General features: G+C 55.3%; 15 protein-coding genes. All 15 read left to right on the forward strand.

Annotated elements, in window-relative coordinates:
• Positions 1–644: 644 nt before the first annotated feature.
• The 15 genes from tssB (at position 645) to ACX3P5_RS07295 (ending at position 19611) form a co-directional block, all read left to right on the forward strand.
• Positions 645–1142 (forward strand): type VI secretion system contractile sheath small subunit, encoded by a 498-nt coding sequence (gene tssB, locus ACX3P5_RS07225; RefSeq protein ID WP_233984557.1) that lies wholly within the window; start codon positions 645–647, stop codon positions 1140–1142.
• A 31-nt stretch (positions 1143–1173) separates the two neighbouring features.
• A complete protein-coding gene (gene tssC / locus ACX3P5_RS07230) occupies positions 1174–2721 on the forward strand; it encodes a type VI secretion system contractile sheath large subunit (protein WP_233984556.1) in 1548 nt (515 codons plus the stop codon).
• Between the two features lie 17 nt (positions 2722–2738).
• Entirely contained in the window at positions 2739–4079 is a 1341-nt protein-coding gene (gene tssK / locus ACX3P5_RS07235; RefSeq protein ID WP_458968474.1) for a type VI secretion system baseplate subunit TssK, read from the forward strand.
• Positions 4076–4765: a type VI secretion system protein TssL, short form gene (tssL, locus tag ACX3P5_RS07240; protein ID WP_233984554.1), complete on the forward strand. Its 690-nt coding sequence runs from the start codon at positions 4076–4078 to the stop codon at positions 4763–4765. Before tssK ends, tssL begins: the two co-directional genes overlap by 4 nt.
• Entirely contained in the window at positions 4762–6474 is a 1713-nt protein-coding gene (locus ACX3P5_RS07245) for an OmpA family protein (RefSeq protein ID WP_458968475.1), read from the forward strand. Before tssL ends, ACX3P5_RS07245 begins: the two co-directional genes overlap by 4 nt.
• A gap of 4 nt (positions 6475–6478) precedes the next feature.
• Complete coding sequence (locus tag ACX3P5_RS07250) at positions 6479–6970, forward strand: Hcp family type VI secretion system effector (protein ID WP_233984552.1); 492 nt, start codon at positions 6479–6481, stop codon at positions 6968–6970.
• A 309-nt stretch (positions 6971–7279) separates the two neighbouring features.
• Positions 7280–9934: a type VI secretion system ATPase TssH gene (gene tssH / locus ACX3P5_RS07255; protein WP_458968476.1), complete on the forward strand. Its 2655-nt coding sequence runs from the start codon at positions 7280–7282 to the stop codon at positions 9932–9934.
• On the forward strand, positions 9931–12297 hold the full coding sequence (locus ACX3P5_RS07260; protein ID WP_458968477.1) for a type VI secretion system Vgr family protein: 2367 nt from the start codon (positions 9931–9933) through the stop codon (positions 12295–12297). The genes tssH and ACX3P5_RS07260 overlap by 4 nt, the downstream gene beginning before the upstream one ends.
• A gap of 17 nt (positions 12298–12314) precedes the next feature.
• The gene (locus ACX3P5_RS07265) at positions 12315–12581 is read left to right on the forward strand and encodes a PAAR domain-containing protein (protein ID WP_458968478.1); all 267 of its coding nucleotides are present in this window, start codon (positions 12315–12317) and stop codon (positions 12579–12581) included.
• A gap of 47 nt (positions 12582–12628) precedes the next feature.
• Positions 12629–15391 carry a T6SS effector BTH_I2691 family protein gene (locus tag ACX3P5_RS07270; RefSeq protein ID WP_458968479.1) on the forward strand — a complete coding sequence of 921 codons (2763 nt, stop codon included), beginning with the start codon at positions 12629–12631 and terminating at the stop codon, positions 15389–15391.
• A complete protein-coding gene (locus ACX3P5_RS07275) occupies positions 15388–16344 on the forward strand; it encodes a putative type VI secretion system effector (RefSeq protein WP_458968480.1) in 957 nt (318 codons plus the stop codon). Before ACX3P5_RS07270 ends, ACX3P5_RS07275 begins: the two co-directional genes overlap by 4 nt.
• A gap of 57 nt (positions 16345–16401) precedes the next feature.
• Positions 16402–17358, forward strand: a complete 957-nt coding sequence (locus ACX3P5_RS07280) for a putative type VI secretion system effector (protein ID WP_458968481.1) — start codon at positions 16402–16404, stop codon at positions 17356–17358.
• 152 nt (positions 17359–17510) lie between these two features.
• The gene (locus ACX3P5_RS07285) at positions 17511–18209 is read left to right on the forward strand and encodes a putative type VI secretion system effector (RefSeq protein ID WP_458968482.1); all 699 of its coding nucleotides are present in this window, start codon (positions 17511–17513) and stop codon (positions 18207–18209) included.
• Entirely contained in the window at positions 18200–18469 is a 270-nt protein-coding gene (locus ACX3P5_RS07290) for a hypothetical protein (protein WP_458968483.1), read from the forward strand. The genes ACX3P5_RS07285 and ACX3P5_RS07290 overlap by 10 nt, the downstream gene beginning before the upstream one ends.
• Positions 18470–18651: 182 nt before the next feature.
• Positions 18652–19611 carry a putative type VI secretion system effector gene (locus tag ACX3P5_RS07295; RefSeq protein WP_458968484.1) on the forward strand — a complete coding sequence of 320 codons (960 nt, stop codon included), beginning with the start codon at positions 18652–18654 and terminating at the stop codon, positions 19609–19611.
• Positions 19612–19779: the final 168 nt, after the last annotated feature.

Raw genomic sequence — 19779 nt, forward strand, 5'->3', positions numbered from 1 at the left:
GTCTGGCTTAGCATCCTCATTTTCCTATTCATGATACAGCCGCGTTAAAAGTTCTCTATAAATAATGTTTATATATTGAAGGTTAAAACGTTAATTCCTGGTCTGAAGTTAAAGCCTGTCCGATATAAAAGTCACTATCTGAAGGACGGTCTGATGAAATAATTCAGGCAATTCATCTTCACTTATGTACAGCCTGTCATCTTTCAAAAAAAATTTTTGATTTCCTATGAGGGCGTTTTTTCCCTCAATTTTGTCCGGTAAATGAAAATCTCGCTTCGCCGCAATCCTTATCCCACAGGCTTTGCAGGGAAATATTAAGAAATTTCTTATTTATCATGAAGATGGTTAATTCAGATAAAATCAAGGTTTCGTATTATTTTGTTACAAATATTAATTTCCCCTGTTCATGTAAATGTTTTTACACTCGCGGCAATAGCTCTTTGTCTGAAAATTAATCTTTCGGATTATTGCTAGAAAAACTGTGTCATGCTCGCTGGTGAAGGGATTACACTCGCTTTTGACGCCCCCGTTTTTGCTTTACGTCGGACAACGTAAGCAGGAATGCCGTTCTGGCAGGGTAAGCCTTTCTGATAATTTCATGCTGGCATTGACCATTTCTATTAATGCATAGAACAGGGATAGCCATGTCTAACTCCTATCAGTCCGAGATCCCCAAAGCCCGCGTTAACATCCAGCTCAGCGTACACACCGGTGGCGCGCAGAAGAAAGTCGAACTGCCCCTCAAGCTGATGGTGGTGGGGGATTACAGCAACGGTGCAGAACAGCGTCCGCTGTCTGAACGCGAAAAAATCAACGTCAACAAAAACAACTTTGACAGCGTCATGGCTGAATTTGCCCCGTCGGTAAACCTCGCTGTAGAAAACACCCTGGCCGGTGACGGCAGCGAAGAGAACGTCAGCCTGTCGTTCACGCAGATGAAAGACTTCGAACCCGAGCAGGTCGCCCGCCAAATCCCGCAGCTTAAAGCGATGCTGGCCATGCGCAACCTGCTGCGCGACCTCAAAGCCAACCTGCTGGATAACCAGGCCTTCCGCAAAGAGCTGGAAAAAATCCTGATCGACCCGGCGCTCAGCGCTGAACTGCGTAGCGAGCTGTCGGCGCTGGCACCCAAACAGCCTTAACCCTCACGAGTAATAACGGATTAACCAAGGAATGCTCATGTCTGTACAAAATCAAAATGGCGCGGGTGGCGAAAGCGTTGTGCTGGAACGTCCGTCAGCGGGCGGGGTTTACGCGTCTCTGTTTGAAAAAATCAACCTTAATCCGGTCTCTGAGCTGAGCGCGCTGGATATCTGGCAGGATGCGCAGGCAATGTCTGATGCCACGGCCGATGAGCGCCTGACGGCCGGCATGCAGGTCTTTCTGGAGTGCCTGAAGAAGTCGGGTTCAAAAGTCGAAAAGCTGGACAAGACGCTGATTGACCACCATATCGCCGGGCTGGATTACCAGATCAGCCGTCAGCTGGACGCGGTGATGCATCATGAGGCTTTTCAGCAGACAGAAAGTACCTGGCGCGGGCTGAAGTCGCTGGTCGATAAAACCGATTTCCGGCAGAACGTTAAAATCGAGCTGCTTGATCTGTCGAAAGATCACCTGCGTCAGGATTTCGAAGACGCGCCGGAGATTATTCAGAGCGGATTATACCAGCACACCTATACGGCTGAGTATGACAGCCCCGGTGGTGAGCCGATTGCCGCCCTGATTTCTGCCTATGAATTTGATGCGTCAGCCCAGGATGTCGCGCTGCTGCGCAATATTTCGAAAGTCTCCGCCGCGGCGCATATGCCGTTTATCGGCGCTGCCGGTCCGAAATTCTTCCTCAAGGATGCAATGGAAGAAGTGGCGGCGATTAAAGACATCGGCAGCTACTTCGATCGCGCCGAGTACATCAAGTGGAAATCTTTTCGTGAAACCGATGACTCCCGCTATATCGGCCTGGTGATGCCGCGCGTGCTGGGTCGCCTGCCGTATGGCCCGGACACCGTGCCGGTGCGCAGCTTCAACTATGTTGAGCAGGTCAAAGGCCCGGATCACGACAAATACCTCTGGACCAGCGCCGCCTTCGCCTTTGCGGCCAACATGGTGCAGAGCTTTATCAGCAACGGCTGGTGCGTGCAAATCCGTGGTCCGCAGGCCGGTGGCGCGGTACGGGATCTGCCGATTCATCTCTATGACCTGGGCACCGGTAATCAGGTGAAAATTCCGTCAGAGGTGATGATCCCGGAAACCCGCGAGTTCGAATTTGCCAGCCTGGGCTTTATCCCGCTGTCGTACTACAAAAACCGCGACTACGCCTGCTTCTTCTCGGCTAACTCCGCCCAGAAACCGGCCCTGTACGACACCGCTGACGCGACGGCTAACAGCCGCATCAACGCGCGTCTGCCGTACATTTTCCTGCTGTCACGTATCGCTCATTACCTGAAACTGATCCAGCGTGAAAATATCGGCACCACTAAAGATCGCCGCCTGCTTGAGCTGGAGCTCAATACCTGGGTGCGCGGGCTGGTGACGGAGATGACCGATCCAGGCGACGACCTGCAGGCTTCGCATCCGCTGCGCGACGCGAAAGTGACGGTGGAAGATATCGAAGACAACCCGGGCTTCTTCCGCGTGAAACTCTATGCCGTGCCGCATTTCCAGGTGGAAGGGATGGACGTCAATCTGTCGCTGGTTTCCCAGATGCCGAAGGCGAAAGCGTAAAGTAAGGCAGGAAGCCGATGAAAACGGAACAACCGTTATGGGGCAGGGGCCAGATGGTCTCTCCCCAGCACTTCCAGCAACAGGCCGCGTATGCGGCCTGGTCTGTGGAATGCATCGCCCAGTTGGGCCTTTCCCATCCCTGGGGAATGATTGAAGCCACGTTCGAACCGGAGGCACTGAAACTGGGCCGCCTGCAGGCCCGTCATCTGCACATCCGTTTTCGGGACGGCACGCTGATTGACACTGACAATGCTGACGCCCTGCCACCGGCGCTGTCGCTTGAGAGCGAATCGCATAATGCAGTGGTATTGCTGGCGCTCCCGCTGATGCGGGCGAACGGGGGGAACTGCCTGAAACCTGATGAGGTGGCCGAACGGCCGGTGCGTTTTCGCCAGCGCTGGCGGGATGTCCGCAATACTTTTGGCGAAGATATCCGCCAGATTGCCGTAATGCAGCCGGAGCTGAGCCTGCGTTTTTCCCATCAGAACAACAGCGACTATCTGACCTGTCCGGTTGCCCGACTGCAGCAGGATTCGCAGGGCAGCTGGAGACTGGATGAAGCGTTTCTGCCTCCACTGCTTACCCTTCAGGGCAGCCGCTGGCTGGTCACTCAGCTTGAACAGCTGATGACTCAGCTGCGCGCCCGGCTGAGCCGCCTGATGGCGATGCGCCGTGAAAGTAACGAGCGGATGGCCGATTTTGCCGTGGCCGATGTTTCCCTGTTCTGGCTGCTTAATGCCCTGAACAGCGCAGAACCGGTGCTGGGACAGTTTCAGCGCAATCTGCAAAGCCCGCCGGAGCGCTTGTATCCGGAACTGGCCCGCCTGGCGGGTAGCCTGCTGACCTTTTCACTGGAGCATCAGGTGAGCGCTATTCCGGCCTGGCAGCACGAGCAGCTGAATGCTGTGTTTCCGCCGCTGTTTGACTTACTGGGCGATCTGCTGGAAGCCAGTCTGCCCTCGCGCGTGGTGTCAATCGAGCTGGAAAATGATCCCCGTCTCCACTTCTGGCAGGCCCGTTTGCATGACCCGCGCCTGCGTGAAGGGGCCGATTACTATCTCTCCGTGCGATCCCCCATGCCTGTGGCCCAGTTGCAGGAGCAGTTCCCGCGCCAGTGCAAGGTGGGCAGCCCGGATCATGTCCGGGGCATCGTCAATTCTTCACGGGTAGGGGTGCCACTGACGCCGCTGCGTCATGTTCCTGCCGCCATTCCGTTACGTCTGGAAAATCAATATTTCAGCCTCGATGTCTCTCATCCCCTGGCGACGGAAATGCTTCAGAGCGGTACCTGTATGTTTTACGTGCCGGGCATGCTCGGCGAGCCTGAGCTTGAACTCTTTGCGGTACTAAGAACATGAGTGAGCATAAAAGCGGTACCGCCGCATCCATTGATATCGATGCCTTGCTGCAAAATACCTGGTTGCAGGTTATCAGCCTGCGCCATGGCCCGCAGTTTCAGGAAGGGGAAGGGCGAAAGCTGTGGGAACGCTGCATCGCCGATGTTGAAGAGGTGCAGCGTGTCCTGAAAGCGAGTGGACTCGATGAAACCCATTGCCTGCATATTCTCACCGCACAGTGTGCATTGCTGGATGAGACAGTAAAAGGCCGCGGCGTGGAAGATGATGCCTGCGTCCAGTGGTATGACATTCCGCTGCAGGGACATTTCCTCGGCACCATGGACGCAGGTGACACGCTGTGTGACCGGATGCGTGACGTGTTGCGTGAACCGGCACCTGATCTGGCCGTCATTACCTGCTTCCAGCGGGTGATGATGCTGGGATTCCTCGGCAACTTCCAGTCTCTGGACGATCCGGCACGTCAGAAACTTGTCAGCGCGCTTAATGAACATGTCACACCCTTCAGCTATCCCCAGACCCAGCCGGTGCTGGCGGAAAGCCCTGTCGGCTGGCGGATGGGCGGCTGGCTCTCGTCATGGCCGATGCGTATAGGGCTGAGTGTGATTGTGCTTATCGCCCTGTGGTGGGGGCTGAACCACTGGCTCGATCAGATGCTGTCGACACTGCTGCCGGGAGCCGTGAAATGAGTCCTGCACAACAGCGTGGTCTTGCGCTGTGGGCGCTCCTGCTCAGCGCGGGCGTCTGTCTGGGCTTTCTGCCGGTTTCCCGACTGGCTGCTGTGCTGATTCTGCTGGCGGTAATCGGGTTGATTGCGGCGATCGGATTCGCCGTCCGCCGTCGTGTCCAGGATGAGGAGATCCTGCCTCTGGAGGGGCTCCCGGAAGCGACATACCGCCAGCCGGTGGTCCTGGTTTGTGGCGATCTGCCGCTGGCGTGGCCTCAGTCGTCACCGGTACTGAATGTCACGCAGGGTTGCTGGATCCGGGTCGAAGACGACCAGGCGCTGGAGCAGGTTGCCTGCCAGCTTCTGTGGCAACGTCCTGAGTGGGGACGTCAGCTCTCGGTGATGGTCACAGTCTGTCCGCAGAAGCATGCAGACAGTGAAGCGCTGACCAGCCGCCTGCTGGCCCTGCGCTGGCAAATCAGCCTGCTGCGTAAGGAGAGTGGCCATTCTGTGCCGCTGGTACTGAATGGTCAGGCCGGCAGTGCAATGGTGAGGGACATGCTCTGGCAGGCGGCGATCCCCGGGGAAGGAGTAAGAATCTGGCGTGAGTCCACGGCGCCTGGTTCGATTGCCGCATGGGTCAGCCAGGGTGGTACGCCCGCGATGCAGCAACAGGTGCTGATGAACAGCCTGATGCGCTGGTTTCATCAGCACGTTAATGCGGTGTTTACGGATGAGAATCCTGATGTTCCGGCCATTAAACCTGCGGCAGTGCTGTGGGGCATGGGACCGATTCTTGCCGGAAGTCTGGCCTCTTCAGCCTGGACAGCATGGCTGTCTCGCCACACCGCCATGCAGCAGGTGGCAGGCTGGCAGCCGGTCGGCACTGACAGTACGGTGATATCACCACTGCCGGATTTCGTCCTGCCACTGTTACCGGAAGGTCGAGGTTTAACCCCGCGAGGCCGGACCTGGCGCTGCGCATTGACTCTTTTCAGCCTGGCGGCTATCGCGGCGCTGCTCAGCAGTGGCTGGAACAATCGCCAGCTGCTGCACCGTGTGAGCTTTGATATTGCCCGATATGACCGTATCGGGATGGACAACTACGGTCCGAAAGCCGATGCCGTCAGGGTCCTGCGTGAGGATGCCGCACAGCTGGATAACTGGGCACGCAATGGCGTACCTATCCGGATGAGTTTGGGTCTTTATCAGGGCGAACGCCTGCGTATGCCATTGCTGGATGCCATTCGCTCGTATATTCCGCCGCCACCGCCGCCCAAACCGCAACCAAAACCAGAACCGGTCCCGAAAATTGTCCGTCTCGACAGCATGTCGCTGTTCGATTCCGGCAGGTCCGTCCTGAAAGCCGGCTCTACCAAAATGCTGGTCAATTCGCTGGTGGGCATCAAAGCCAGGCCAGGCTGGCTGATTGTGGTCAGCGGGCATACCGACAACACCGGTAACCCGGAGCTGAACCAGACGCTGTCCCTGAAACGTGCCGAAGCGGTACGTGACTGGATGCGTGACACCGGCGACGTGCCGGAAAGCTGTTTTGCCGTGCAGGGCTATGGCGCAGGCCGCCCTGCCGCAACTAACGACACCCCGGAAGGGCGCGCGCTCAACCGCCGTGTCGAAATCAGTCTGGTACCGCAGGCCGACGCCTGTCAGATACCCGGCAAACACCCGGCGCCATCGCAGGATGATGGCGCGTCACAACACAATGGAGAGTAATACCATGGCAATTCCTGTTTATCTCTGGCTGAAAGACGACGGCGGCGCAGACATCAAAGGGTCTGTGGACGTTCAGGATCGTGAAGGCAGCATCGAAGTGGTTGCGCAGGATCACCGCGTTTACATCCCGACTGACAACAACACCGGCAAGCTGACCGGTACCCGTATCCACACGCCGTTCCTGTTCACCAAAGAAATCGATTCCTCCAGCCCGTACCTCTATAAGGCGGTGACCACCGGTCAGACCCTGAAATCTGCTGAGTTCAAATGGTACAAAATCAACGACGCCGGTCAGGAAGTGGAGTACTTCAACACCCGACTGGAAAACGTGAAGCTGGTGAAAGTCGCGCCGAAAATGCACGACATTAAAGATTCCTCCTTCGAGAAACACAACCATCTGGAACAGGTCGAGTTGCGTTACGAAAAAATCACCTGGACCTACAAAGACGGCAACATCATTCATTCCGATTCCTGGAACGAACGCGCCACCGCCTGATTACGCGTCCTGTTTTGCGCTGCAGGTGCGCTGGCTGCGTTCGCCCGCTCCGGCCACAGAGTTATCTCTGTTCCCGGAGGCTGACCAGCCTGCCGCCTTCCTGCGACGCGAACGCTTTCGCGTAATCCTCGTTTTAAGCGGAGGGGGATGACCTTTCCGCTGTTTTTCTGAGTATCTGCCTGGCGGGTACTGAGTAAAAAACATTCCCTAACCGAGAAATCTGACCTGATGCGCTTTAGGTTCCTTACGACAAGGAAAAGCGATGGGCGGTAGCGTGCCTGACGGTCCTCAGACTGCGAGTTCAAGAACATGGAAAACCCGGCAATTCTTCTGCGTCGTCTCAATCCTTACTGTGCCCGTGCGATGGAAGGCGCGGCTTCGCTCTGCCAGACCCGCGCCCATGCGGAAATCCTGCCGGAGCACTGGCTGCTGAAGTTGCTGGAGCAGGGCGAAGGTGACCTCACGGTTCTGGCCCGCCGCTATGAATGGGATATGGACGGCCTGTGGCAGGATTTACTCGGCTGGCTGGAGGCACGGCCGCGCTCGGTACGCACTCGCCCGCAACTGGCGGACAGCACCCGGACCCTGATGCAGCAGGCCTGGCTGCTCGCCTCACTCAGCGGTGAAGACAATATCCGCAGCGTGCATCTGCTGATGGCGCTGGCGGATAAACCGAAGCTGGTGCGCTGCGATGGTCTGTGGCCACTGCTGACGCTCGGTCAGAGCCAGCTGGAGCGCCTGCGTCCGCTGCTGGATGCGCAGTCGGAGGAGCGTCCGGAGGTTCAGCAGGAAGCCGAGCTGGCACAAAACCATGGTGGTGAAGTGGAGTTTGTTGGTCGTCCGGTCGGGGCAGAGCTGAAAGACGGTGAGCTCAACCCGGCGCTGCAGAACGCGCTGGATAAATTCACCCTCGATGTCACCGCCAAAGCGAAAGAAGGCAAGATTGACCCGGTGTTTGGCCGTGACACCGAAATCCGTCAGATGGTAGACATCCTCTCGCGCCGTCGTAAGAACAACCCGATCCTGGTCGGTGAGCCGGGCGTCGGCAAAACCGCGCTGGTCGAAGGCCTGGCGCTGCGCATTGCCGAAGGCAACGTACCGGAAAGCCTGAAACCTGTTGTACTGCGCACCCTCGACCTCGGTCTGCTGCAGGCGGGTGCGGGTGTGAAAGGCGAATTTGAACAGCGCCTGAAAAACGTCATCGATGCGGTGCAGCAGTCGCCGGTCCCGGTTCTGCTGTTTATCGATGAGGCTCACACCATCATCGGTGCCGGTAACCAGGCGGGCGGCGCGGATGCGGCCAACCTGCTGAAACCCGCTCTGGCGCGCGGCGAACTGCGTACCATTGCCGCCACGACCTGGAGCGAATACAAGCAGTATTTTGAGCGCGATGCCGCGCTGGAACGCCGCTTCCAGATGGTGAAGGTCGACGAGCCGGATGACGACACAGCCTGCCTGATGCTCAGGGGCCTGAAATCGCGCTATGCCGAACACCACAACGTACATATCACCGATGACGCCGTCCGTGCCGCTGTCACGCTTTCCCGCCGTTATTTAACAGGACGCCAGCTGCCGGACAAGGCCGTTGACCTGCTGGATACGGCGGCGGCGCGCGTCCGGATGAACCTCGACACGGTGCCAGAACAAATTGTGCGCCTGAAAGCACAGCTGACCGCTCTGGAACTGGAAGAGCAGGCGCTGCTGGACGATATCGCCGCCGGCAGCAGCCGTCATGGTGACCGCCTGGTTGTCATTGAGCAGCAGCGGGCTGAACTGGACGTGCGTATTCAGCAGCAGGAAGAGCGGTTCAGCAAGGAAAAGGCGCTGGTGCAGCAGCTGATGGCCTGCCGGCAGAACGTCAGCCAGCAGGCTGAAATTGCCGGCCTGCAACAGCAGCTGGAACAGGCGCAGCAGGGCGACGTGCTGGTTCAGGTGGATGTGGACACCCGCACGGTCGCGAACGTGATTGCCGACTGGACCGGCGTGCCGCTCTCATCGCTGCTGAAAGATGAGCAGACCGGCCTGCTGACGCTGGAAGATGAAATCGGCAGGCGCGTGGTGGGCCAGCCGGTGGCGCTGAACGCCATCGCACAGCGTCTGCGCGCCGCCAAAACCGGGCTGACGTCAGAGAACGGCCCGCAGGGCGTGTTCCTGCTGGTCGGCCCGAGCGGCACCGGGAAAACCGAAACCGCGCTTGCGCTGGCCGATGTGCTGTACGGCGGCGAAAAGTCCCTCATCACCATTAACCTGTCGGAATACCAGGAGCCGCACACCGTTTCTCAGCTGAAGGGCTCGCCGCCGGGCTACGTCGGCTACGGTCAGGGCGGCATTCTGACTGAGGCGGTGCGCAAGCGTCCGTACAGCGTGGTGCTGCTCGATGAGGTGGAGAAAGCGCACCGCGACGTGATGAACCTGTTCTATCAGGTATTCGACCGCGGCTTTATGCGCGACGGCGAAGGGCGTGAAATCGACTTCCGCAACACCGTGATTCTGATGACCTCGAACCTCGGCAGCGACCACCTGATGCAGCTGCTGGATGAGCAGCCGGACGCCACCGAAGGCGAGCTGCACGAACTGCTGCGCCCGATTCTGCGCGACCACTTCCAGCCTGCGCTGCTGGCCCGCTTCCAGACGGTGATTTACCGCCCTCTGACGGAAACCGCCATGCGCACCATCGTGCAGATGAAGCTTGCACAGGTGAGCCAGCGCTTACATCGTCACTACGGCCTGACCACGCACATTGATGAGAGCCTGTACGACGCCCTGACCGCTGCCTGCCTGCTGCCGGACACCGGTGCACGCAACGTCGACAGCCTGCTGAACCAGCAGATTTTACCGGTGCTGAGCCAGCAGCTGCTGACCCGGATGGCGGCTAAACAGAAACCGCAGTCGCTTACTCTGGAATGGCGTGAGGAAGAGGGGATTGCGCTGGAATTTGATCCTGTACAAGGAGTGAACGCATGAATCTCCCGATAAGATTCAGCCACAGCCACCACCTGCTGGCGGTGAAAGAGAGTGAAACAGCGCCCGACGTGCTGGCGTTTGAGGGCGATGAGGCCCTGAGCAGGCCGTTCCGTTACCGCATTGAGTTCACCAGCAGTGACCATGCCATCAGCAAAGAAATGATGCTGATGAAGGCCGCCTCCCTGACGCTGCAGGCGCCGGTCGATCAGGGCTACGGCATTAAAATACAGCAGCCGGTGCGGGTGATTCAGGGCGTGGTGACGGGCTTTGAGCGCTTCGGCACCTCAAAAGACGAAACCCACTACGCCCTGACGCTCCAGCCGCGCCTGGCGCTGCTCGACCGTTCGCATCAGAACGCCATCTACCAGGACATGTCCGTTCCGCAGATCGTGGAAAAAATCCTGCGCGAGCGTCACAGCATGCGCGGTCAGGACTTCCAGTTCTCGCTGACAAAAGAGTACCCGCGCCGTGAGCAGGTGATGCAGTACGGTGAAGACGATCTGCACTTCATCACCCGCCTGCTGGGGGAGGTGGGGATCGGGTTCCGTTTTACCACCGACACGCGGCTCAGTATTGACGTGGTGGAGTTCTTCGACAGCCGGCAGGGCTATGAGGCAGGCCCGACCCTGCCGTCGGTGCCGCCGTCGGGGCAGCATTCGGCCGGGGCGGACTCGGTATGGGCAATGGAGAGTCACCACCGCGTGGTGCAGCAGCGGGTCACGACCGGCGATTACAACTACCGTCAGGCCACGGAAGAGATGAGCGCGCAGGCCGGTGCGGTCGCCGGGGATACCATCACCTACGGTGAAGCCTACCATTATGCCGGTAACTATCTGACGCCCGGCAGTGCTTACGACCGCAACCCGGCGCCGGAGTCCGGTGCGTTTTATGCCCGCATCCGTCATGAACGCTACCTGAACGGCCAGACACAGACCCGTGCCATCACCAGCTGTCCGGTGCTCGCGCCGGGTCAGGTGCTGAAGGTGACCGGCGGCTATGAGGTGGCGGAGGTCTTTGCTCAGGGCGTGGTCATCACGGCGATGCACAGCCACGCCCGGCGTGACGAAGACTTCAGGGTGAGCGTTGAGGGCATCCCGGACAGCGACGATTTTAGCTTCCGCCCTGAACCCGGCGCCCGCCCGGTGATGGCCGGCACGCTGCCGGCGCGCGTCACCAGCACCACGGAAAATGACACCTACGGACATATCGACAAAGATGGCCGCTACCGCGTCAGCATGCTGTTTGACCGGGACAGCTGGGATACGGGCTTTGAGAGCCTGTGGGTGCGGCAGTCCCGCCCGTACGCCGGGGACGCTTACGGCCTGCACCTGCCGCTGCTGGCGGGCACCGAGGTGGCGATTGGCTTTGAGGACGGTAACCCGGACCGGCCCTATATCGCCGGCGTGCTGCACGACTCGGCGCACGGTGACCACGTCACCATCCGCAACTATAAGCGCAACGTGCTGCGCACGCCGGCGAACAACAAAATCCGCCTCGACGATGAGCGCGGGAAAGAGCACATCAAGATCAGCACCGAGTACGGCGGCAAAAGCCAGCTGAACCTGGGTCATTTAGTGGATGCCGAAAAGCAACAGCGCGGCGAGGGCTTTGAGCTGCGGACCGACAGCTGGGGCGCAATACGGGCGCAGAAGGGGCTGTTTATCTCGGCGGACGGTCAGGCGAAGGCGCAGGGCCAACAGCGCGAAATGCAGTCGGCGCTAAAAGAGCTTGATGCCGCGAGAGAAGTCACTTCAGGACTGCGCCATGCCGCTCAGGCTGCTCAGGCTGAATTGGCCGATCTTGAGAAACAGACAGCATTAATGAATCAAACACTCAACGATCTAAAGCAGCAGGCATTGTTGCTTTCGGCACCATCAGGAATTGCACAGGTAACCCCGGCTAGCGTTCAGCTCTCTGCGGGGGAAAACATGATAATCACTGCAGGGCAGAATGCAGATTTTAGTATCGCTAAAAAATTCACTTTGGCGGTGGGTAATGCGCTGAGCTTCTTTGCTCATAAACTGGGAATCAAAATGTATGCCTCAGAGGGTAAAGTTGACATTCAGGCACAGTCAGATGCCTTGAATTTATTTGCCAAACAGCAGCTTTCTGTAGCCAGCTCGGACAATAGCGTCGTCGTATCGGCGAAGAAAGAGATTCTACTGACCTGCGGTGGCTCCTTTCTCCGGCTAAGTGACACAGGAGTAGAAGTCGGGACAGCCAAAAATGTCACGCTGAAGTGTATTGCTGTTCAACAGCAGCCTGCTTCAGCGTTGAATTCAACGCTGAAGCTACCCTCTGGATGTAAGCCTGGGGTTATTGCAGCCGCCCAGCAGCAAGGGGCCGTGGTCAACCTTAGCTGAGATTCAGGGAGAGTCCTATGACCAAAAAATTAGCTGTGCTGGGTGACAGAACGAGCAACGGCAAATTAGTGTCTGCCACCGCCAACTTTTTCAGTGATGGTAAACAGGTCGCGCAGAACAATGACAAAGCCACATGCTCGGTTTGTAAAGGAACGTTCCCGATTCAGGGGACAGCTCGGGGAATAATCAGCAGCGGCGTACTACTGGTCCAGGACCAGGATCGCGTGCTCTGTCAATGTTCCGCGCATAAAGTCATTGCGGGATCAAATTATTTCACTGGATAAATTCCGGACCCTTAGTGACGGACTTGTTTAATAAAAAGGACATGAGTATGGCATGCCAGGGGTTATGTACGACAAAAGGACTAGCGGTGCTGCCGGTACGGTATGCCGTCGTACCTGAAAATATAGATGCCGACCTGCCCGAGTGGGCAAAGGATGAGCAGGTTACCGGCGTAGCGCTCGCCAGCGGCGAAAAGTACACGCTCCGGGCACTTCGTCAGGGCTATCTTTATGTTTTTTATGAAAAAGGAAAGCAGGGTACAAATTACTGGCAGTGTTACAGCGTCGCACCGGATGGTTCATTGTGGCTGCAGCAGGTTGCTGTCAATCCGGCCGCTGTAGATAAGACGTTGTGCGAAACCGGTGACCATATTGCGCAAAACGTGGAGTTTATGAGCATTGAGACGCCGGACAGTTGCGGCAACGTCTGGTTTGCCTTCAGCCAGTACCCGTGGGAGCAGGAAACACTGGACCGTTACGGGTCCGATACAACTGCCCGCGCGGGGAGAATGCAGAAGGTCATGCCATCTGCCTCGGGGACGCAGCGTTCAGAGACGGGAGCCGACGCAACGGAATCCAGCCTGAATCAGGTGCTGGACTATCGTGTTCCTTCTGTTTCTGGTCTGCTGCCGGGGCCGGATGACCTGCGCGTGCACAATGTCAGCCGGGCGACGTCGCTCTGGGACCCTTCTGCTGAAGATGTCTGGCGGATAAATGATGAAGTTGTCAAATCGCAGTCCAGCCTGTACCCGTGGGCGCAAAAACGCAGTGGCATGGCGTGTGCGACGGTAACTGCCATGCAAAACCGGAGTGAGGGAATCACACCGTTGATACTGCCGCTCCGGGACCCGGTGGGAATAGTGCATGAGCTGAATGGCTGGAGTCAGGATGTGCTGGGGCGTCAGGCTCAGTTTCTGCGCGAGCGCGAGCTTGAGCTGTCGACGAAAGCGAATCTTGATGCGTTAAAAACGTTGCTAAGCGACAGGGCGCAGGCCACAGGTGAGGCGGTGCTGGAACGTTTTGCACAGCCTGAAAACACGATGTTGAAGGACGAATATCTTGATATGCGTTTGCAGGCTCTTGAGCAACGCTATCAGAGCAAACCTGATGTGCTGGCACAGGGTCGGGCAGATATCAGTCTGGTCCGGTCATGGCGGGCGCAGAATGTTCCGGCTATGTACATGGAGAATGTCCTGCAGGAACCAATGGAGCCTCTTGCCGTTCACCGGCAGCGCGTGAGCGGGCTTACGGTCCGGGTGGAGCAGGTGCTGGCGGCACGCCCACAGAGTTTGGCAGATGCGCGGGCCGGAAGCTGGTCACCTTATCAGGCGAAGCTGAACGGCAGCCGGCAGGCAAATTTTGATGCCTGCTATAAAGGTCTGGGGGAGAGGGTAAACGCACTCTTTCAGAAAAGGATAGTCAGCGTGGTGAACTGGCTCGGGGCGCCGCTGCTGGTGACGGTGCTTAACGATTTTCACTGTACGGCACAGCGGGCGGGCGTGTTTTACCAGTCCGCAGTGAGTATGGCGATAAACGGCATCAGCAGCTGTCCGAAGGGCGCAGCAAAAATAGACGACTGGTGGCATGAGTACAGCACAAAAAACAGCGGCAACCTGCTGTGGCGACACGTTGCCGCCAATAATCCGGCGCTGATGGGTGAGCTGGAACCGTTGCTGGCCGAGGCGAAGGCAAGAAAGGATGAGAATGTGACGCCACTAACGGCCACGGCGGTGACAGCGTCTCTGATGCAGCAGGCCGGAAACCTGAAAAAGCTGGAGGGGTTTTACCAGAAGTCCCTGAACTCGGTTGTGAAAGGGCTGCGGGAAAACGCCAGTAAGCTGGAGCAGGAGATTTTCAAAACCGATGCATTTATCGTAACGGTGGGGGACCGGGTAAGCCGGATACTGCTGGTCGATAAGCTGGGTGAGAAGCTGTCAACTACGGCATTTCGTCTGGTGTTTATGGCGCGTGCCGGTATTCCGTCAGAAAAAATGCACGAACTGGTGAATGATTATCTCCGTGAAGCCCCGGCCCTGCGCAGCACGGTGCTGGCGGGTATCCGCAACAGTAAACGTTTTATGCCCAGCCAGAGCGAAGTGGTGACCATTAAACAGACCCTGAGCAGCAAACTGGAAGAGCACTTTGCGACAGAGAAAGGGAGAGGCGAATACCAGCTGGCTAAAATAAACAGCCTGCTGCTGGTGCTGAATGCGCTTGATTTTATCTACCTGTGCGGGGAGGTACAGAATGACCGGAAGCCGCTGTCAAGCCTGATGGCCAGTGGACTGGCGATGGTGAGCCAGGGGACCTCGGTATTTTTACCGGCGATGGAAAAGGGGCTGGAAGCGAAGCCGCTGAGTGTGGCGTGGATAAAGGGGATGGGGGCGGCGGCGGGAGGCGCGGCTTCGCTGCTCTCAGCGTATGCAGATGGAATGAATACCTATAATGAGTTAAAAAACAATCGTTTTTACCTTTCGGCTGTGTTGCTCGTTAAGACCGTTGTTGATGGTCTGGGTGCTGTTAAATGGCTGGGACTCCTGCTGGAGGTGATTGATAAACCACTGGCGGAGCGGGGTGCTTTAAGAATAACCGGTTTTCTGTCAGCGGAGTTTTTTGGTATCAGGGTTCTGGCCGTGCTGATGACCTGGGAAGCCATGGTGGCTATAACATTGCTGCAGGTGATAGCGATCCGGGTATCGGATGATGAACTTCAACTGTGGTGTAAAAAAAGCGTGTTTGGCACAGCGCCATTCAACCGTTCTCTGACGGACCAGGATAAGGCCCTGGAAGCGGCAATAAAGGATGTGATATGAGCGCAGAGGAAAAGAAAAAATATGCCCGGTACATTAAGGGGGAGAAACTCAGGGAGTTACGTACAAAGCGGGAAATCGAACTGATGAACGGCAGGCCGTGGACGCGGGAGCTGCCACCGCCACCGGTATTGCCGCCTTTCGGCCCGCTGGAAAAAATTAGCGGGCGTCTCGAATCGTTTGGTTGCGAGTATTTTAAGGAATATTTTGACGTAAAGGCCTACCGCACCAGCACACTGCCGGATATATCTGACGGACAGCGTGGCGTAGCCGCAGCGGTGGCCATTGCAGCCGGCAGCCCCGGCGTCGGGGCTGCAATTATGGCCGAGAGTGATTCTGCTTATGATACTGCGGGGTTCGTGCAGGGTGAGATAAACGGCAGGCCGTTTCGTGGCTGGGTGGGACGGACCAGACTGCAGACGGGTGATGAGGTGGAAATGGTCGTCGAGTGGCAACATGATCATTATGAAGTGTATGCCATTGCGCTGCCGGAAGAACGGATTGTGTCAATAATCCCAAAATGTGATATGGGACATATCGCCCATGCGCTGTGGCGTATTAAGAATATGTTTATTCTTATAATGATATTAATGACTATGTTTATATTTATATGTATATGCATAAATTTTTCTGAGGCAAATCCACAGGGGGAGTCACTATGGGAGCGCTTTGGGCTTTTCCTTTTTATGGGGCTGGGAGGAACGACTATGATATCAGGACTAATTGCTATTTCAGCTTACAAAGCCTGTGCCCCCACCCGCTGTAAACTGGCGGAGGAGGTATTTAATCTGTTGGACATGAAAAATATCGCAAGGGTTGATCTCAATAAAATAACAAAAGAGCGCGAGCAGCAGTTAATGGATAAGGGAAAGTGGCACGATCCGGATGATCAGTCGCAACCCGTTTGCCCCACCCAGAAGTTTGTTTATTCTGCCGAAAGCTGGTTTTACTACTGATATTAAGCTGGCTGATATTCTGATCGGAGCCCTGGAAGCGGCAATAAAGGATATTTCATGACGTCAGATAAACAAAAACAGAATTGCTCCCGATTTGTTGATCCGGAAAAATTAAGCGATTTACGTACAAAGCGGGAAATCGAGCTGATGAACGGCAGGCCGTGGACGCGGGAGCTGCCGCCTCCGCCGGTGTTGCCCCCTTTCGGCCCGCTGGAAAAAATCAGCGGACGGCTGGAATCCTTCAGCAGCGAACGTTTTCGAGAATACTTTGATGTGGATTCATACCGGACGAATCCCCTGCCGAATGTGTCTGCCGGACAGCGTGGCGCGGGGGCTGCGGTGGCCATTGCGGCGGGCAGCCCGGGCGTGGGGGCGGTGATGATGATGGAAGGCGACCATACGGATACCGCAGAATATGTTCAGGGCAGTATAAATGGCAGACCGTTCAGCGGGTGGGTGGGTCAGACGCGCCTGCAGGCGGGTGATGAGGTGGAGATGGCGGTGGAATGGCAGGAAGACCATTATCAGGTCTATGCCATCACGCTCCCGGAAGAGCGAATTATCTCCATTTGCCCGAAATGCGATATGGGACGTCTGGCCCATGCGTGGTGGCGAATAAAGAATATGTTTATATTAACAGCAATAATTATGTCTATGTTTTTGGGTATATATATCATTAAATCAGCCTCCGAAGATAATGTGGAACAGATTGGATTCTGGTCTTTATATTATGGCCCTTTATTAGTTCTGTTAGCGATATCAATCATTTGCTCTGGATTAATTGCATTTTCAGCCTACAAAGCCTATGCCCCGACAACCTGCAAACTGGCTGAAGAGATATTCAGGGTATTTAATATGAAGAATCCTGCTGGTATTAATCTGAAGAAAAAAAGAAAAGAACATATAGCCTGGCTGAAGACTCAGGGGAAATGGTATCCACCTGATACAGAGGGCCGTCCGTCCTGCCCGAGCCCGAAGTATCCAATCTCACGGGGTAAGTGGTATTATTATTAATGCATGCCGAAAGAGTGCAGGTGTTTGTGATGGTCATAGTAATGGCGTGAATATAATATATGACTGCAGGTTTTTTGTATTTAGATCCGTCCCGTTCAACCGCTCCCTCACGGACCAGGATAAGCACCGGAAACGGCGATAAAGGATGTGGTATGACCGACACACAAAAAACAACCAGCTCCCGTTTCATCGAACCGGAAAAATTAAGCGATTTACGCACAAAGCGGGAAGTCGAACTGATGAACGGCAGGCCGTGGACGCGGGAGTTGCCGCCGCCGCCGGTATTGCCGCCTTACGGCCCGCTGGAAAAAATCAGCGGCCGTCTGGAATCTTTTAATAACGAATGTTTTCGGGAGTATTTTGACGTAAAGGCCTACCGCACCAGCACGCTGCCGGGCGTCTCCGATGGGCAGCGTGGTGCAGCCGCTGCTGTAGCCATTGCAGCGGGTAGCCCGGGAGTAGGGGCTGCAATTATGGCCGAGAGTGAATCATCGAACGACACGGCTGAATATGTGCAGGGCACAATTAACGGCAAACCCTTTAGGGGCTGGGTGGGAATAACCCGCCTTCAGGCGGGAGATAATGTGGACATGATTGCCGAGTGGCAGTATGACCATTATGAGGTTTACGCTATTGCATTGCCGGAAGTTCGTATCGTATCAATTTGCCCCAAGTGTGATATGGGGCATATAGCTCACATGTTATGGCGAATTAAGAATATGTTCGTTCTTACCGGAATATTATTGCTTATGTTGGTTTCTGTGGGAGTGATTCATACAGTTATTGATGGTGACTGGAAAGGGGGGGGGATTTTTTATCTACTTATTTCTGGCTTTTTATCATGGCATTAGTCGTTAATGTCTCAATTGCTGGGTTAATAGCTCTTTCGGCTTACAAAGCCTGCGCTCCGACGCGTTGTAAACTGGCAGAGCAAATATTTCATCTGCTGGGTGTGAAAAATGTGGCATGGGTTAATCTCAATAAATTAACAAAAGAACGCGAGCAACAATTAATGGATGCAGGGAAATGGCACGATCCGGGTGATAAGAGTAAACCGGCCTGTCCCAGCGCGAAGTTTATTTATTCTGCCGAGCACTGGTTTTATTACTGAGTACCCACAACAGAGCGGATCTGTTTGCTGAAAGTAATTATGTCGTTACAGGTGATAGCGACCAGCATATCGGATGATGAGCTTCAGCTGTGGTGTAAAAAAAGCGTGTTTGGCACAGCGCCATTCAACCGTTCTCTGACGGACCAGGATAAGGCCCTGGAAGCGGCAATAAAGGATGTGATATGAGCGCAGACGATAAGAAAAAATATGCCCGGTACATTAAGGGAGAGAAACTCAGGGACTTACGTACAAAGCGGGAAATCGAACTGATGAACGGCAGGCCGTGGACGCGGGAGCTGCCGCCGCCTCCGGTGTTGCCGCCTTTCGGCCCGCTGGAAAAAATTAGCGGGCGTCTCGAATCGTTTGGCTGCGAGTATTTTAAGGAATATTTTGACGTGAAGGCCTACCGCACCAGCACGCTGCCGGATATATCTGACGGACAGCGTGGCGCAACCGCAGCGGTGGCCATTGCAGCCGGCAGCCCCGGCGTCGGAGCTGCAATTATGGCCGGGAGTGATTCTGCTTATGATACTGCGGGGTACGTGCAGGGTGAGATAAACGGCAGGCCGTTTCGTGGCTGGGTGGGACGGACCAGGCTGCAGGCGAGTGATGAGGTGGAAATGGTCGTCGAGTGGCAGCATGATCATTATGAGGTGTATGCCATTGCGCTGCCGGAAGAACGGATTGTTTCAATAATCCCAAAATGTGATATGGGACATATCGCCCATGCGCTGTGGCGTATTAAGAATATGTTTATTCTCACCGCGATATTATTGTTTATGTTTATGTTTATGTTTATGTTTATGTTGCGAGTTTTTTTTCATGATGGAGATTACGCTAAATATTGGTTTAATTATCATGGCCCTATATATGTAATGCTAGCAGGTTCATTGGGTATATCTGGTTTGATCGCATATTTTGCTTACAAAGCCTGTACACCCACCCGTTGCAAACTGGCTGAGGAAATATTCCATCTACTGGGAATGAGAAACGTTGCAAATTTGAATCTCAATAAAATAACAAAGGAGCGCGAGCAACAGTTAATGGATAAGGGAAAGTGGCACGATCCGGACGACCAGTCGCAACCCGTTTGTCCCACCCAGAAATTTGTTTATTCTGCCGAAAGCTGGTTTTATTACTAAACAATAACAGGATATTTAACTACATAATGAACTGCACTCTAATTATATATAATAATTATTGTCAGGATTTAAAAAAGAAAGGTTTCCGTGAAGTAATGAAGCATGAATAAAAATAGTAAAATAGTAAAATAGTAAAATAGTAAAATAGTAAAATAGTAAAATAGTAAA

The sequence above is a fragment of the Pantoea sp. S-LA4 genome (genome assembly GCF_054482835.1).

Bases quoted from the DNA above. Each gene is read 5' to 3' on its own strand.
- ACX3P5_RS07280 (WP_458968481.1), top strand. From the start codon at position 16,402: ATGACGTCAGATAAACAAAAACAGAATTGCTCCCGATTTGTTGATCCG.
- tssL (WP_233984554.1), top strand. From the start codon at position 4,076: ATGAGTGAGCATAAAAGCGGTACCGCCGCATCCATTGATATCGATGCC.
- ACX3P5_RS07270 (WP_458968479.1), top strand. From the start codon at position 12,629: ATGGCATGCCAGGGGTTATGTACGACAAAAGGACTAGCGGTGCTGCCG.
- ACX3P5_RS07265 (WP_458968478.1), top strand. From the start codon at position 12,315: ATGACCAAAAAATTAGCTGTGCTGGGTGACAGAACGAGCAACGGCAAA.
- ACX3P5_RS07250 (WP_233984552.1), top strand. From the start codon at position 6,479: ATGGCAATTCCTGTTTATCTCTGGCTGAAAGACGACGGCGGCGCAGAC.
- ACX3P5_RS07260 (WP_458968477.1), top strand. From the start codon at position 9,931: ATGAATCTCCCGATAAGATTCAGCCACAGCCACCACCTGCTGGCGGTG.
- tssK (WP_458968474.1), top strand. From the start codon at position 2,739: ATGAAAACGGAACAACCGTTATGGGGCAGGGGCCAGATGGTCTCTCCC.
- ACX3P5_RS07290 (WP_458968483.1), top strand. From the start codon at position 18,200: ATGGCATTAGTCGTTAATGTCTCAATTGCTGGGTTAATAGCTCTTTCG.
- tssH (WP_458968476.1), top strand. From the start codon at position 7,280: ATGGAAAACCCGGCAATTCTTCTGCGTCGTCTCAATCCTTACTGTGCC.
- tssB (WP_233984557.1), top strand. From the start codon at position 645: ATGTCTAACTCCTATCAGTCCGAGATCCCCAAAGCCCGCGTTAACATC.
- tssC (WP_233984556.1), top strand. From the start codon at position 1,174: ATGCTCATGTCTGTACAAAATCAAAATGGCGCGGGTGGCGAAAGCGTT.
- ACX3P5_RS07295 (WP_458968484.1), top strand. From the start codon at position 18,652: ATGAGCGCAGACGATAAGAAAAAATATGCCCGGTACATTAAGGGAGAG.
- ACX3P5_RS07285 (WP_458968482.1), top strand. From the start codon at position 17,511: ATGACCGACACACAAAAAACAACCAGCTCCCGTTTCATCGAACCGGAA.
- ACX3P5_RS07245 (WP_458968475.1), top strand. From the start codon at position 4,762: ATGAGTCCTGCACAACAGCGTGGTCTTGCGCTGTGGGCGCTCCTGCTC.
- ACX3P5_RS07275 (WP_458968480.1), top strand. From the start codon at position 15,388: ATGAGCGCAGAGGAAAAGAAAAAATATGCCCGGTACATTAAGGGGGAG.